Consider the following 14,775-nt stretch of genomic DNA (forward strand, 5'->3'; position numbering starts at 1 on the left):
ATCATGAGCCACCCCATCAGCGATACCCAGCAGCGCCAACCGACCTACGTAGTAGGCCGGCGTGCTGTGGAGGGCAAGCTCGTAGGAGTGGTCATCGCCATTCCCGAGCCAATCGCCGGAGAACTCGAGCGCTGGCGTGCCTCCTTCGGAGATCCGATGGCTGACCTCGTCCCGCCCCACATCACCCTGATCACCACTACCCCTTCGACCGACTGGCAGTCGACTATTCGCCATGTGCGCGAGGTTGCCTCTGCGCAGAGCCCGTTCACGGTAACCCTGAAGAGCACGGGTACCTTCCGGCCGCTCACCCCGGTGGTATTCGTCAACGTGACCGAGGGGTTCGACGCCTGCGTGGACCTGCACCAACGGTTGCAGGCAGGACCGCTCGCGCGTGAGCTGGAGTTCCCCTTCCACCCGCATGTCACCGTTGCCCACGATGTCAGCGAAACGAACATGGATTCGGCAGAGCGGCAACTGGATGACTTCGAGGCCACCTTCTCCGTACGTACCATGGGACTGTACGAGCACGACGTCACAGGTGTGTGGAAACTACGGGAAGAGCTCACTTTTGGCCAGAACGCTGCCGCCGGCGAAGAAACAGGGCCCTGATACACCGTTCCCCACGGAACGGGTAAAGCTCAAACTGCAGGTGCTGCGGGCCCGCCGCGAACTCGGCCGCATCAGGCGCGAGAAAGGCGGGGGAGTTCCCGTTCTCCTGGCCACCGTCCAGTACCTGATTGCCAAGCTGAACTCCTTCCGTCCCGTGCGGGCCTTTCAGCTCTACCTGAGGCGCCACGGGCCGCTGATGGCCGCCGGCATTGCGTACAACATGTTCTTCGCCATCGCCGCGCTGCTGGTCGTCGGGTTCTCGATCGTCGGGCTGGTGGTCGCCGGGAACACGGATCTGCAGCAGATGATTGTGCGCGCGGTGGACTCAACCACCCCCGGTCTCATCGACACCGACGGTGAGGGAGGTGGAAACGGCCTGGTCACCCCTGAGGAATTGTTCGACCTGGAAGCCAGCCTCAGTGTCACGCTGCTCATCTCCACGGTGATCATGCTGTTCACCTCGTTGCGATGGATCGGCGGCGTACGCGAAGGCATGCGCGGTATTTTCGACGTGGCGCCCGTCCAGACAAATCCAATCCTGATGAAGCTCAAGGATCTGGTGATCTTGCTGGTTCTCGCTGTGGCGCTCGTTGTGACCACCGTGGTGGGGGTCGTTGCCAACACGATCCTTGACCTGGTTCTCCCGTGGCTGGGCCTGGATAGTGCCGCCAGGCCACTGACGCAGATCGCCGGAAGCGTGGTCACCCTCCTTCTCGACACGCTCGTGGCGGTAATTCTGTTTCGGGCTGCGTCTGCAGTCCAGATGCCGCGAGTGGTGCTGCTTCAATCTGCCCTGATCGCCGGAGTGGGCAGCACCATCCTTCGTACCTTCAGTACAGTCCTGCTGGCCGGCGTGGACCGCAACCCGTTGCTTGCGCCCTTCGCGGTCATCCTCGGCCTGTTCGTCTGGTTCTTCCTGTTGAGCCAGGTCTACCTGCTGGCGACGGCGTGGGGTGCGATCGGCGCCGCCGACGCCAGGTCTGCCCGTTCCAAAGCCCGTGGAGGCCGTGCCCGGTCGCTGCGCCAGCGCAGCAGGGCCGCTCGCACTACGGAAGCAACGAGCGCCTGAGGGGGCACTCCTGCGCACTTACGGCGTGCTACTGATAAGTGAACCCCCAGAACGGCGACGGCGCGCGGCCACCTTCCGGTGGCCACGCGCCGCTTTCGTGCGTTGGTGGTAGAACTCAGGCCGCTAGAGCTTGCGCGACAGGATGGCCTGCTTGACCTCGGCGATTGCCTGGGTGACCTGGATGCCGCGGGGGCAAGCCTCCGAGCAGTTGAAGGTGGTACGGCAGCGCCATACGCCTTCCTTGTCGTTGAGGATCTCGAGACGCATGTCGCCGGCATCGTCGCGTGAGTCGAAGATGAAACGGTGCGCATTGACGATCGCGGCAGGGCCGAAATACTGTCCGTCGGTCCAGAAGACCGGGCAGGACGAGGTACATGCCGCGCACAGGATGCACTTGGTGGTGTCGTCGAAACGCTCGCGCTCCTCGGCGGACTGCAGCCGCTCCCGGGTGGGCTCGTGGCTGCGGTTGACGAGGAACGGCATGATCTCCCGGTAGGACTGGAAGAACGGCTCCATGTCGACAATGAGGTCCTTCTCCACCGGCAGGCCCTTGATCGGTTCCACCAGGATGGGCTTTGAGGTGTCAAGGTCCTTCAGGAGGGTCTTGCAGGCCAGGCGGTTGCGGCCGTTGATGCGCATGGCGTCGGAGCCGCACACACCGTGGGCGCAGGAGCGCCGGAACGACACAGTGCCGTCGTGCTCCCATTTCACCTTGTGCAGGGCGTCGAGCACGCGGTCCGTGCCGTACATGGTGAGCTTCCACTCATCCCAGTGAGCCTCGTCAGAGACCTCCGGGTTGTAGCGCCGCACCTTCAGGGTGATGTCGAAGGTGGGGATCTCACCGCCGCCGCCTACGCCGGGTGCGAGGTCGACCTTCGAGGCCGGTTCTTTTTCGACAGTTGGGGTGCTCATCAGTACTTACGCTCCATGGGCTGGTAACGAGTGAAGACTACCGGTTTGGTCTCAAGGCGCACGCCACTGGTTTCGATAGCGGAGGGATCCTTGTAGGCCATGGAATGGGTCATGAAATTCGTGTCGTCACGCTCGGGGTAGTCCTCGCGGAAGTGGCCACCGCGGGATTCCTTGCGGTGCAGGGCAGCTGCCGTCATGACCTTGGCCATGTCCAGCAGGAAGCCGAGCTCCACGGCTTCAAGCAGGTCAAGGTTGAATCGCTTCCCCTTGTCCTGGACGGTAACGCGGGTGTAGCGCTCCTCGAGCTTGTCAATGACTTCGAGGGCTTCCTTCAGGGTTTGCTCGGTGCGGAACACCTGGACGTTGGCGTCCATGATGTCCTGCAGCTCCTGGCGGATCTGGGAAACACGCTCGCCGCCTTCGGAGCTGCGCATCGTGTCGAGAAGACGCTGGGTCTCCACAAGCGGGTTTTCCGGAATCTCAACAAAGTCTGCGGTGGCGGCGTACTCGGCTGCTGCGATTCCGGCCCGCTTGCCGAAGACATTGATGTCCAGCAGCGAGTTGGTTCCGAGTCGGTTGGAGCCGTGGACGGAGACACAGGCAACTTCACCAGCGGCGTAGAGACCCGGGACAACGGTGTCATTGTCCTGCAGCACCTCCGCCTTGACGTTCGTGGGGATGCCGCCCATCGCGTAGTGCGCCGTCGGGAAGACGGGCACCGGCTCGGTATACGGCTCCACACCGAGGTACGTGCGGGCGAATTCAGTGATGTCGGGCAGCTTCGCGTCGATGTGCGCAGGCTCCAGGTGGGTGAGGTCCAGGAGGACGTAATCCTTGTTGGGCCCGGCGCCGCGTCCCTCACGCACCTCGTTGGCCATCGAGCGCGCAACGATGTCACGCGGAGCGAGGTCCTTGATGGTGGGGGCGTACCGCTCCATGAAACGCTCACCCTCGGAGTTACGCAGAATTGCGCCTTCACCGCGGGCAGCCTCGGAGAGCAGGATGCCCAGACCGGCGAGGCCGGTCGGATGGAACTGGAAGAACTCCATGTCCTCGAGAGGGATGCCGCGCCGGAAGGCAATGCCCATGCCGTCGCCGGTCAGCGTGTGTGCGTTGGAGGTTGTCTTGTACACCTTGCCGACGCCGCCGGAAGCGAACACAACCGACTTGGCCTGGAAGATATGCAGTTCGCCGGAAGCGAGGTCGTAGGCGACGACGCCGGCAACCCGCTTCTGAATGCGCGTGACGCCGTCAACGGTCACTTCTTCGTCGAACGAGAGCATGTCGAGCACGTAGTACTCGTTGAAGAATTCGACGTTGTGCTTCACGCAGTTTTGGTACAGGGTCTGGAGGATCATGTGTCCGGTGCGGTCAGCGGCGTAGCAGGCCCGGCGGACCGGGGCCTTGCCGTGGTCGCGGGTGTGACCGCCGAACCGACGCTGGTCAATGCGGCCCTCGGGCGTGCGGTTGAACGGCAGACCCATCTTTTCGAGGTCAAGCACCGCGTCGATCGCTTCCTTCGCCATGACCTCGGCGGCGTCCTGGTCAACCAGGTAATCGCCGCCCTTCACGGTGTCGAAGGTGTGCCATTCCCAGTTGTCCTCCTCGACGTTGGCGAGGGCAGCACACATACCGCCCTGCGCCGCACCCGTGTGCGAGCGGGTGGGGTAGAGCTTGGTCAGTACAGCCGTCCTCGCGCGCTGGCCGGATTCAATCGCGGCGCGCATGCCGGCGCCACCTGCGCCCACAATAACGACGTCGTACTTATGGACCTGCATACTGTGCTCTTTCTGTTGAATCTAAAGATGTACCTAGCCGAATCTGTTGCTCGCGCGACTAGTCGCCTTGAGACCTAGGGTGCGGGGCAGTAGTCCGCGACGTGCGGAACGCCGTCGATTACGGGGCAGGGATCGAAGGTGAAGATCACCAGCGTGCCGAGCACGATGATGACGGTCGCCGCAAGGTACAGGATGTTCTTGAGCCAGAACCGGGTGAAGTCCTTCTCGGCGTAGTCATTGATGATCACACGGACGCCGTTGGTCCCGTGCAGCATCGCCAGCCACAGCATCACGAGGTCCCATACCTGCCACAGCGGGCTCGCCCATTTTCCCGCGACGAAGCCGAAGTCAACTCCTTTAATGCCCTCACCGGCGACCATGCTGGTCCACAGATGCACGAAGATCAGTACAACCAGGACCACGCCGGAGAGCCGCATGAACAGCCACGCGAACATCTCGAAGTTGCCCTTGGAGCCGCCGCTGCGCAGGTACTGCGGTGAGATGCGGCCCGAGCGGGGAGATTCAACGGTGGGAGTAGCCATGGCTTAGTGACCTCCGAAAACTACAGAGAGATGGCGGATGGAGAAAGCGATCATGGTGACTGCCCAGAGTCCGATGACGGCCCACAGCATCTGCCGCTGGTACCTGGGACCCTTCTTCCAGAAGTCAACGAGGACTACACGGAGGCCGTTGAAGGCGTGGAAGACGATTGCGGCTACCAGTCCCAGCTCTCCGAGACCCATGATTGGGTTCTTGTAGGACTCAATGACGATGTTGTATGCCTCCGGGGATACCCGAACCAGCGAGGTGTCGAGTACGTGCACCAGTAGGAAAAAGAAGATCACGACGCCTGTAATACGATGCGCAACCCAGGACCACTGGCCTTCACGGCCACGGTAGAGGGTGCCTGCTGGTGTCTTCGACACTGAAAAACCTCCCTGTGTCGCGGAGGCGTTAGCGCGTCTTCAACGCTGGAATGTCGCCCCGCGAGAGCACTCTTTCATCAAGCCTAATCTAGGTGCGGCTGTTGGGGGGTTCAATTTAGGGCGCCCTACACTGTGACCTTGTTAACATGAGGGCCTCCGCATGGCCCTTCCGCCGTCTGATCCGTCCGATTCCGAACCCCTCTGTTCGAAACCTGCGGGCCTTGCAAGCCGCATAACACCGCTGTGTTAATCGCTGCTGTTAATGTGGGAGCGATGACTACTCAAGAGCAGAGCCCCCTGGACCGCTTTCACGGCGTGATCCCGGCAGGCGGAACCGGCACCCGACTGTGGCCGCTGTCCCGTGCAGCGGCCCCGAAGTTCCTGCATGACCTGACCGGCTCCGGCAGCACCTTGATCCGTGCAACGTACGAGCGGCTCCACCCGCTCAGCGGCAAGCGGATCATGGTAGTCACTGGCAAGGCACACCGCCGGGCTGTGCTGGCGCAGCTTCCGGAGCTGAAGGACTCCGACCTCGTCCTGGAGAGCGAGCCGAAGGACTCGGGCGCGGCTATCGGCCTCGCCGCGGCGATTCTTTACCACCGCGATCCGGAGATCATCATGGGGTCATTCGCCGCGGATCAGGTGATTGCGCCTGTGGAGGATTTCCAGGCTGCGGTGCGTGAGGCTGTCCATACAGCGGCGGAGGGTTACATCGTGACCATCGGTATCCTGCCCACTCACCCGTCCACCGGTTTCGGTTATATCCGCGCCGGTGAGCCCCTGGATATTGCAGGCGCTCCCAGCGCGCACTCGGTCATCGAGTTCGTGGAAAAGCCGTCGGTAGCGGTCGCCCGCGAATACATCGACAGTGGGAAGTACAGCTGGAACGCGGGCATGTTCGTTGCGCCGGTGGCACTCATGCTCAAGCACCTCGAGGCCAACGAGCCTGTCCTCTACGGGGGACTCATGGAGATCGCCGCGGCCTGGGACACCCGCTCCCGCAATGAGGTGGCCCGTCGCGTGTGGCCCACCCTGCCGAAGATTGCCATTGACTATGCAGTCGCCGAACCGGCCGCCGCAGCCGGTGATGTTGCCATGATTCCCGGAAACTTCAGCTGGGACGATGTCGGCGACTTCGCCGCGATCGGCCGGCTGAACCCAGCCATGGAAAACAGCGAGCTCACGGTGATGGGGGAGGGCGCGCGCGTCTTCTCGGAAAACGCCTCCGGCATTGTGGTGTCCGATACCAAGCGTGTCATCGCACTGATCGGTATCGACGACGTCGTGATCGTTGATACTCCCGACGCGCTTCTGGTGACCACCAAGGAACATGCCCAGGAAGTGAAAAAAGCGGTCGAGTCGTTGCGGGCAAGCGGCGACGTCGACGTCCTCTAGGCCTGCGCTGACGGGCCCGCGAGTCGCTCAATGACGTCCGGTTAGAGCGGCCGCACGCAGGTTCGTTAGGCTTGTGTCGTGCAGAAAACTACCACCGAAGCTCCCGTCGTCCCACATATGGGCGTGTGGGTCACTCCGCTGCTGGATGAGCTGACGAGATTTCGGCGCGATATTCATGCACATCCGGAACTGTCCCACAAGGAATACCGCACCACCGACCGGCTTGTTGAGCAACTGGAAGCGGCGGGGCTGAAGCCCAAGCGGCTCCAGGACACGGGTTTGTACGTGGACGTTGGAGACGGTGACATCAGGATCGCCCTCCGGGCGGACATCGACGCACTTCCCGTTCTCGAGGAGACCGGGCTGCCCTATGCCTCCACCTCCACTGGCATAGCGCACTCGTGCGGTCATGACATCCACACGTCGGTGATGCTCGGCGTTGCCCTCGTGCTCTCCAACATCGACACTGAATCTCCCCTCGACGGGCGGGTGCGGATCATTTTCCAGCCCGCCGAGGAAACCATGCCGGGTGGAGCCCTGGACGTGATCGCCCAGGGGGTACTGGATGAGGTTCCCCGCATCCTCGCCCTTCACTGTGACCCGCGCATCGACGTCGGTCTCGTGGGAACCCGCATCGGCGCCATCACCTCCGCCTCCGATACCGTGCGCGTCGAGCTGAGCGGACGCGGCGGGCATACCTCCCGTCCGCACGTCACGGAAGACCTGGTGTTTGCGCTGGCACATATTGCGGCCAACGTCCCGGCAGTCCTGTCCCGCCGCATCGACGTGCGCAGCGCCGTCTCCGTGGTCTGGGGACAGATGCACGCGGGATCGGCTCCCAACGCCATCCCGGCCCACGGATTCATGTCCGGCACCATGCGTTGCCTCGACGGTGAGGCGTGGGAAGCGGCAGGTGACCTGATGGATGAGACCGTGCGGCAGCTCGCTGCTCCGTTCGGTGTGGACGTCAAGCTCGAACACACCAGGGGAGTGCCGCCCGTGGTGAACACCGAAGCGGAGACCGGACTGATCGAGGCCGCAGCCCGGGCCGAACTGGGACCGGATGCCGTAGTGCTCACCCCCCAGTCCATGGGCGGTGAAGATTTCGCCTGGATGACCCAGAAGGTGCCCGGCGCAATGATGCGGCTCGGGACGCGCACCCCCGGCGGGGAAACCTATGACCTCCACCGTGGCGACTACCGCCCCGATGAGCAGGCCATCGGATGCGGTGTGCGTGTGATGGCCGCTGCAGCGATGCGCGCCATTCTCGGCCTGCGACACTAGCTGCGAGCAGTCGGGAATGCAGGCGTGACCGCGGCGGTTGCCTATCTGCGTGAGCAGCTCCAATAACCCCCGCGTGCCCCTGTCCGTCCTCGATCTCGCCACTGTTGGGTCCGGGCGCACCAGTTCGGATGCACTCGCCGACAGCACCAGGCTCGCGCACGCCGCCGATAAGATGGGACTGACCCGCTTCTGGGTTGCCGAGCACCACAACATGCCCGCCGTCGCATCGACCAGTCCTGCGGTGCTGATCGCGCATCTGGCCGCCCATACCGAGCAGATCCGGCTGGGTTCGGGCGGTGTTATGCTCCCCAACCACGCGCCCTTCGTGGTCGCTGAGCAATTCGCTCTGCTGGAGGCGCTGCATCCGGGCAGGATTGACCTCGGCATCGGTCGCGCGCCGGGCACCGACCAGATGACCGCCATGGCCTTGCGTCGGCAGGTCGACGGGCTCGGCGTGGAAGAGTTCCCCCAGCACGTCCTCGAAGTGCTTGCCCTCCTCGGCGACAACCGGACACCTGACCGGGTGGTGCGGCTGGCAGCGACGCCGTCGCCGTCGTCGTTCCCTGAGGTGTGGCTGCTGGGCTCGAGCGGTTACTCCGCTCAGCTGGCCGGGATGCTCGGCCTGCGGTACAGCTACGCGCACCACTTCGGAAACGAAGACCCGGCGGCGGTCATGCGCCTCTACCGCTCGAACTTCCAGCCCTCGACTGCGCTCGCCGAGCCCTATGCCATGCTGGCCACCTCTGCCCTCACGGCAGGCACGGCGGAGGAGGCCGAGTACCTGGCCGGTCCGGCAAAGGTGATGGCACTTTCGCTGCGGTCGGGCCGACTCGCACCGATCGTGTCACCCGAGGAGGTCGCAAGGCGTTCGTTCACGGAGCAGGAGCAGTTGATGCTTGAGCACCTGCCGGCGATCAAGGCCGTCGGCACGCCTGACCAGGTCACCGCACGTCTTGAAGAGCTGGTGGAACATACCGGGGTGCAGGAACTTATGGTCACAGGAACCACGTACGACGTCGGCTCCCGGATTGATTCCCTGACTCAACTCGCGGGCGCCTGGCGCCAGCCGCAGGAAGCCATGAAGGCTGACGCATCCGGCGTCCGGTAGGTCAACCTACCCGTTGGTAACAAAACCTGAACAATGTGGAAACCGGTCGGCGCTTTTGTAGTGTGCCCGGTCACTCCGGCGCTAGAGTAAGCATCGTCATCGAGTCCCGAATTGAGGCGGGACCGGCGCCACGAACGTCAATGAAAACAGAGCTTGTATTCCGGGTAAGGGATCGCAAACGGACACTCATTGATCTCTTGATCGTGGGCTTACTTCTTATCGGAGGAACATTGAAGAATTCACGGAGCTTGATAGGGCGCCGCACCGGCATGTCCGTTGCAGCACTGGGAGCAGCAGCCCTTATCCTCGCCGGTTGCGGTGCACCGCCGGCGGAGACGGAAGGTGGCGGATCCGATCCCGCTGCCGAGGGTACCGACTACACCGACTACACCGGCTGCATCGTCTCCGATGAGGGCGGGTTTGATGATCAGTCGTTCAATCAGTCCAGCTATGAGGGAATCCAGGCTGCGGAGGAGTCGCTCGGGATTGAGGTCCGCGAGGCCGAGTCCCAGGCGGAGACCGACTTCACACCGAACGTCAATTCCATGGTCTCGGCCGGCTGCGACCTGATCGTCACTGTGGGGTTCCTGCTTTCCGCCACCACGGCCGAAGCTGCGGAAGCCAATCCAGACACCAACTTCGCGATCGTCGATGATAACCAGATTGATCTTCCCAACGTGAAGCCGATCATCTACGACACGGCCCAGGCTGCTTTCCTGGCCGGCTACCTGGCCGCCGGAACCTCCGAAACCGGGAGGGTCGCAACCTACGGCGGTATCCAGATTCCGACCGTGACCATCTTCATGGACGGATTCGCGGACGGCGTCGCCTACTACAACGAGCAGAAGGACGCTGACGTCCAGTTGCTCGGCTGGGACAAGGAAGCACAGACCGGCACCTTCGTCGGTGACTTCTCCAATCAGGCTGCAGGCAAGACCAACACCCAGAACTTCCTCAACGAGGGTGCAGACATCATCATGCCGGTGGCTGGCCCTGTAGGTCTCGGAACCATTGAGGCCGTTGGAGAAGCCAACGCGGGCGGCGGCACCAACAAGGTGATCTGGGTCGACTCCGACGGCTACGAGACCGTTGAGAGCGGAACCGAGTACATCCTCACCTCCGTCATGAAGCTCATGGGCGAGGCAGTGGAGCAGGTCATCACCGAAGATGTTGAAGGCAACTTCAGCAACGAGCCGTATGTCGGCACCCTCGAAAACGGCGGCGTTGCACTTGCGCCGTTCCACGATCAGGAAGAAGCCGTCTCGGACGAGATGACTGCTGAACTCGATGAGATCAAGGCAGGCATCATCTCAGGCGAAATTGCAGTCGAGTCTGAGGCAAGCCCCCAGCAATAACCAGGTGTAACGCGCCGCCCGCTCCCAGAATGGATCCACCGTCCTGAGGAGCGGGCGGCGTGTTCGCGTTACGGTTGAGCTGAATCTGTATCCGCCGGCGTGTGAACGGGCAGGAAGTGCCCGATCGCTGACCGCCGGCTCCCACAAAAGACAGGTTGGTTGGGGTTGTGAAGCTCGAACTGCAGGGAATCACCAAAAGGTTTGGCTCCCTAGTTGCCAATGACAATATTGATCTGGTTGTGAATCCAGGTGAGGTGCACTGCCTCCTCGGCGAGAACGGTGCCGGCAAGTCGACGCTCATGAACGTCCTCTATGGACTCTATGAACCGACTGACGGACGCATCCTCATTGACGGACGGCCCGTTACCTTTCGCGGACCCGGCGATGCCATGGCCGCGGGAATCGGCATGGTGCACCAGCACTTCATGCTGATCCCGGTCTTCACCGTCGCTGAAAACGTCGCGCTCGGTGACGAGTACACCAAGGCGGGCGGGATTCTGGACCTCGACAAGACCCGCGCACGTATCCGTGAGATCTCCGACCGCTACGGGTTCGACGTCGATCCCGATGCACTCGTGGAGGACCTCCCCGTCGGAGTGCAGCAGCGTGTGGAGATCATCAAGGCGCTCGTCCGCAAAGCCGAAGTGCTGATTCTGGACGAGCCCACCGCCGTGCTCACCCCGCAGGAAACCGACGAGCTGATCCAGATCATTGAGGAGCTGAAGGCCGGTGGCACCGCGATCGTCTTCATTTCCCACAAATTGCGCGAAGTGAAGGCAGTGTCCGATGTCATCACGGTGATCCGCAGGGGCGCCGTCGTCGGAACCGTTGAACCCACCGCCAGCACAAGTGACCTGGCTTCCATGATGGTCGGGCGGCAGGTCAGCCTGAACCTCAACAAGGCCCCGGCCACTCCCGGTGAAACCACCTTCAAGGTCCGGAACCTGACGGTCCCCGGGCCCAGCGGGCAGAACCTCGTGGACAACGTCAGCTTCGACATCTCCGAAGGGGAGATCCTCGCGGTGGCCGGAGTGCAGGGCAACGGCCAGACCGAGCTCACCGAGGCCATCCTCGGGCTGCACCCGCACGCATCCGGTTCAGTGCAGCTGAACGGTAAGGAACTCCTCGGTATGAAGGTCAAGGACATCATCCGCGAAGGTGTGGGCTTCGTCCCCGAAGACCGCAAAGTGGACGGACTGGTCGGCAGCTTCTCGATCGCGGAGAACATGATCCTCAACTGGTACAACGAGCCTCCCTACGCCAGGGGACTCGCCATGAAGCCCTCCGTGGTGCTCAGGAATGCGCGTGAAAAGGTCGCGGAGTTCGATGTGCGAACGCAGAGCGCGGAAGCGCCCGTGAGCACGCTCTCCGGCGGCAACCAGCAGAAGGTGGTCCTCGCCCGTGAGCTCTCACGGCCGCTGAACCTCTTCATTGCCTCACAGCCCACCCGTGGCGTGGACGTGGGATCGATTGAATTCCTGCACAAGCGCATCATCACCGAGCGCGACGGCGGCACACCGGTCATGATTGTGTCCACTGAACTCGATGAAATCAGTGAACTTGCGGACCGCATTGCGGTCCTACATGGAGGAGAGCTCATGGGCGTGGTGCCCGGAGACACGTCCCGCGACGTGCTCGGTCTCATGATGGCCGGCATGACGGCTGAGGAAGCACTGCGGCAGGACGCCTCTGCCCAGGCAGAACGCGGACGGGCAACCGATGAGGACCGGCTTGCCGGGGAGGAAAACCGATGAGCGCCGTCGACAGGCCCAACCTTGAGTCAGCAGCCCCGCCGCCCAGTCCGGGAACGGGCGACACAACGCCGGCCCCCGCAGATCAAGAGGACCGTGGCCGCGGCATCCTGAAGAGCATTGTCACCGGATCATCGCTCGTGGCGGTTCTCGCCGTCGTGCTCTCGATAATTCTCGGCGGTATCCTGATTGCCCTGACTGATGAGGACGTGGCGGCAGCGTCGTCGTACTTCTTCAGCCGTCCAGGGGACACGCTCGCGGCTGCATGGGAAGCGGCAAGCGGGGCCTACGTGGCCCTGTTCCAGGGTGCTGTGTTCAACCCGCGCGCCGACTCCCTCGCACTGATGTTCCGGCCGCTGACCGAAACGCTCACCGTGGCCACGCCGCTTATTCTCGCCGGTCTGGGTGTGGCAGTGGCGTTCCGCGCAGGACTGTTCAACATCGGCGCGCAGGGGCAGATCATCCTTGGCGCCACCTTCGCCGGCTGGATCGGTTTCTCCTGGCAGCTGCCGTTCGGGCTGCACCTGGTGTTCGTGGTGATCGCCGGATTCGTGGGCGGCGCGCTGTGGGGTTTCATTCCCGGCATCCTCAAGGCCCGAACCGGCGCGCACGAGGTCATTGTGACCATCATGCTGAACTACATCGCCATCTATCTGGTCGGTTTCCTCCTGACCACGCCCGCGTTCCAGAACCCCGGCTCATCGAACCCGATCAGCCCCCGCCTGGATCAAACGGCGATATTTCCGCAGATCCTCGGTCCCCAGTTCCGGCTGCACCTCGGCTTCATCATTGCGGTGGCCGCCACCTACGGCGTCTGGTGGCTGCTCAAGCGGTCCACGATCGGTTTCGAGCTGAGGGCGGTCGGGGCCAACCCGTTCGCGGCACGCACGGCGGGTATCAGTGTCACCAAGGGCTACGTCGTCGTCATGATGCTTGCAGGCGGCCTCGCCGGCCTCGCCGGTGTTGCGCAGGTCGCCGGAACGGAGCGCGTGCTTACCAGCGGCATCGCCGCGAGCTTCGGGTTCGATGCGATCACCGTTGCACTGCTGGGCCGCTCACACCCGTGGGGCGTGTTCTTCGCGGGAGTCCTGTTCGGCGCGTTCCGTGCCGGAGGCGTGCAGATGCAGACCCTGACGGGGACCCCGATCGACATCGTCCTCGTGGTCCAGTCACTCATTGTCCTCTTTATCGCTGCGCCGCCGCTGGTCAAGGCAATCTTCCGGATTGACCGGAAGAAGAAGTCCCGCAAAGAGCGCAAGCCGGCCAAAGACCAGAAGGTCACCGCATCCGGAGGTGCAGCATGAGCATCGCAACAACCGTGACCGACACGCTGGACACAGCACCGTCCGGCCGGAGCTGGAAGGCACCGATCGGCTTTGGCTTCGGCGCGCTCGTGGCGCTGCTCGTCTTCGCCCTCGGGGGACCCGCCACCACCGCTGTCTTCCGTGTCTCGGACGATTCCGACCGGTTCCGGCTCGCGGACCTCGAGCTGCCGGCGAACGTGGTCGGCTGGGTCGTAGCCCTCGTGCTGATCGCAATCACGGCTTACGCGTTTCTGCAGGTTCGTCGTGGTGAGAGGATCAACCGCTGGGCCGGCATCGTCTACGCGGTGTTCTTCGTCGCGGGATTCCTGACCTGGGTGGTCGGGATCGCCGACCGGCCGTCCATTTCGCTGGCGGGCCTCGTTGCAGGCTCGGTCACGCTGGCCATCCCGCTGATCTTCGGATCGCTCTCGGGTGTGCTGTGCGAGCGCGTCGGCGTCGTGAATATCGCGATCGAGGGCCAGCTCCTCTCCGGCGCGTTTGCAGCCGCCGTCGCCGCCTCTGTCTCCGGCAACGTCTACGTCGGACTGTTCGCGGCTGCGTTTGCCGGCATGCTGGTCTCGCTGATCCTTGCGATCTTCAGCATCAAGTACCTGGTGAACCAGATCATTGTCGGGGTGGTTCTGAATGTACTGGTTTCCGGACTGACCGGGTTCCTCGCGTCCACGCTGCTCAGCCGTGACTCGGCAACGTTCAACTCCCCGCCGCGGTTGCCTGAAATCCGCGTTCCGCTTTTGGCGGACATCCCCGTGATCGGGCCGATCCTGTTCCAGCAGACCATTGTCGGGTACTTCATGTACATCGCCGTGATCGTGATCTGGGTCGGGCTCTTCCGCACCAAGTGGGGGCTGCGGGTTCGCGCCGTCGGCGAGCACCCGCAGGCTGCCGACACGATGGGCATCAAGGTCAACGCCACGCGGTTCTGGAACGTCCTTCTGGGCGGCGCTGTCGCCGGATTCGGCGGTGCGTTCTTCACGCTGGTTTCGGTGAGCACCTTCACCCGGGACATGACGGCCGGCCAGGGTTACATTGCCCTCGCCGCACTCATCTTCGGCCGCTGGAACCCGATCGGGGCGTTCTTCGCCGCGCTGCTGTTCGGCTTCGCGACAAACCTGCGTTTTGTCCTTTCGATCATCGGTACGGACGTCCCGAGCCAGTTCCTGGCCATGCTGCCGTACATCGTGACGATCCTGGCGGTTGCGGGCCTGGTCGGGCGTGCCCGTCCGCCGGCTGCCGGCGGCATCCCGTACGTCAAGGAGTAGCACC

General features: G+C 63.2%; 13 protein-coding genes. 9 read left to right on the forward strand and 4 right to left on the reverse strand.

Going from position 1 to position 14,775, the window contains the following annotated elements; genetic code table 11:
- Window positions 1–3: 3 nt before the first annotated feature.
- Together AC5RTB_RS02120 and AC5RTB_RS02125 are read left to right on the forward strand one after the other, a co-directional pair.
- Complete coding sequence (locus AC5RTB_RS02120) at window positions 4–609, forward strand: 2'-5' RNA ligase family protein (RefSeq protein WP_494059420.1); 606 nt, start codon at window positions 4–6, stop codon at window positions 607–609.
- A complete protein-coding gene (locus AC5RTB_RS02125; protein ID WP_494059421.1) occupies window positions 569–1,678 on the forward strand; it encodes a YihY/virulence factor BrkB family protein in 1,110 nt (369 codons plus the stop codon). The genes AC5RTB_RS02120 and AC5RTB_RS02125 overlap by 41 nt, the downstream gene beginning before the upstream one ends.
- Window positions 1,679–1,801: 123 nt before the next feature.
- On the opposite strand, the gene AC5RTB_RS02130 is transcribed toward AC5RTB_RS02125, so the two are convergent.
- The 4 genes from AC5RTB_RS02130 to sdhC all read right to left on the reverse strand — a co-directional run bounded on the left by AC5RTB_RS02130 (window position 1,802) and on the right by sdhC (window position 5,294).
- Window positions 1,802–2,590: a succinate dehydrogenase iron-sulfur subunit gene (locus AC5RTB_RS02130; protein WP_494059422.1), complete on the reverse strand. Its 789-nt coding sequence runs from the start codon at window positions 2,588–2,590 to the stop codon at window positions 1,802–1,804.
- Window positions 2,590–4,368 (reverse strand): succinate dehydrogenase flavoprotein subunit, encoded by a 1,779-nt coding sequence (sdhA, locus tag AC5RTB_RS02135; protein WP_494059423.1) that lies wholly within the window; start codon window positions 4,366–4,368, stop codon window positions 2,590–2,592. The genes AC5RTB_RS02130 and sdhA overlap by 1 nt, the downstream gene beginning before the upstream one ends.
- 74 nt (window positions 4,369–4,442) lie before the next feature.
- Window positions 4,443–4,910 (reverse strand): succinate dehydrogenase hydrophobic membrane anchor subunit, encoded by a 468-nt coding sequence (locus AC5RTB_RS02140; RefSeq protein ID WP_494059424.1) that lies wholly within the window; start codon window positions 4,908–4,910, stop codon window positions 4,443–4,445.
- A gap of 3 nt (window positions 4,911–4,913) precedes the next feature.
- On the reverse strand, window positions 4,914–5,294 hold the full coding sequence (sdhC, locus tag AC5RTB_RS02145) for a succinate dehydrogenase, cytochrome b556 subunit (RefSeq protein ID WP_494059425.1): 381 nt from the start codon (window positions 5,292–5,294) through the stop codon (window positions 4,914–4,916).
- Window positions 5,295–5,567: 273 nt separating this feature from the next.
- On the opposite strand from sdhC, the gene AC5RTB_RS02150 reads away from it, so the two are divergent.
- The 7 genes from AC5RTB_RS02150 to AC5RTB_RS02180 all read left to right on the forward strand — a co-directional run bounded on the left by AC5RTB_RS02150 (window position 5,568) and on the right by AC5RTB_RS02180 (window position 14,771).
- Complete coding sequence (locus AC5RTB_RS02150; protein ID WP_494059426.1) at window positions 5,568–6,689, forward strand: mannose-1-phosphate guanylyltransferase; 1,122 nt, start codon at window positions 5,568–5,570, stop codon at window positions 6,687–6,689.
- A gap of 78 nt (window positions 6,690–6,767) precedes the next feature.
- The gene (locus AC5RTB_RS02155; RefSeq protein ID WP_494059427.1) at window positions 6,768–7,973 is read left to right on the forward strand and encodes an amidohydrolase; all 1,206 of its coding nucleotides are present in this window, start codon (window positions 6,768–6,770) and stop codon (window positions 7,971–7,973) included.
- A 49-nt stretch (window positions 7,974–8,022) separates the two neighbouring features.
- Window positions 8,023–9,081, forward strand: a complete 1,059-nt coding sequence (locus AC5RTB_RS02160; RefSeq protein WP_494059428.1) for an LLM class flavin-dependent oxidoreductase — start codon at window positions 8,023–8,025, stop codon at window positions 9,079–9,081.
- 269 nt (window positions 9,082–9,350) lie between these two features.
- A complete protein-coding gene (locus tag AC5RTB_RS02165) occupies window positions 9,351–10,436 on the forward strand; it encodes a BMP family lipoprotein (protein ID WP_494059429.1) in 1,086 nt (361 codons plus the stop codon).
- Window positions 10,437–10,603: 167 nt separating this feature from the next.
- On the forward strand, window positions 10,604–12,190 hold the full coding sequence (locus AC5RTB_RS02170) for an ABC transporter ATP-binding protein (RefSeq protein ID WP_494059430.1): 1,587 nt from the start codon (window positions 10,604–10,606) through the stop codon (window positions 12,188–12,190).
- On the forward strand, window positions 12,187–13,491 hold the full coding sequence (locus tag AC5RTB_RS02175; protein ID WP_494059431.1) for an ABC transporter permease: 1,305 nt from the start codon (window positions 12,187–12,189) through the stop codon (window positions 13,489–13,491). Before AC5RTB_RS02170 ends, AC5RTB_RS02175 begins: the two co-directional genes overlap by 4 nt.
- A complete protein-coding gene (locus AC5RTB_RS02180; protein ID WP_494059432.1) occupies window positions 13,488–14,771 on the forward strand; it encodes an ABC transporter permease in 1,284 nt (427 codons plus the stop codon). The genes AC5RTB_RS02175 and AC5RTB_RS02180 overlap by 4 nt, the downstream gene beginning before the upstream one ends.
- Window positions 14,772–14,775: the final 4 nt, after the last annotated feature.

Source organism: Arthrobacter sp. M71 S08 (genome assembly GCF_059089725.1).

Coding starts and splice junctions, on each gene's coding strand:
- AC5RTB_RS02120 (WP_494059420.1), top strand. CDS start 4: ATGAGCCACCCCATCAGCGATACCCAGCAGCGCCAACCGACCTACGTA.
- AC5RTB_RS02130 (WP_494059422.1), bottom strand. CDS start 2,590: ATGAGCACCCCAACTGTCGAAAAAGAACCGGCCTCGAAGGTCGACCTC.
- sdhA (WP_494059423.1), bottom strand. CDS start 4,368: ATGCAGGTCCATAAGTACGACGTCGTTATTGTGGGCGCAGGTGGCGCC.
- AC5RTB_RS02140 (WP_494059424.1), bottom strand. CDS start 4,910: ATGGCTACTCCCACCGTTGAATCTCCCCGCTCGGGCCGCATCTCACCG.
- AC5RTB_RS02150 (WP_494059426.1), top strand. CDS start 5,568: ATGACTACTCAAGAGCAGAGCCCCCTGGACCGCTTTCACGGCGTGATC.
- AC5RTB_RS02165 (WP_494059429.1), top strand. CDS start 9,351: ATGTCCGTTGCAGCACTGGGAGCAGCAGCCCTTATCCTCGCCGGTTGC.
- AC5RTB_RS02175 (WP_494059431.1), top strand. CDS start 12,187: ATGAGCGCCGTCGACAGGCCCAACCTTGAGTCAGCAGCCCCGCCGCCC.
- AC5RTB_RS02180 (WP_494059432.1), top strand. CDS start 13,488: ATGAGCATCGCAACAACCGTGACCGACACGCTGGACACAGCACCGTCC.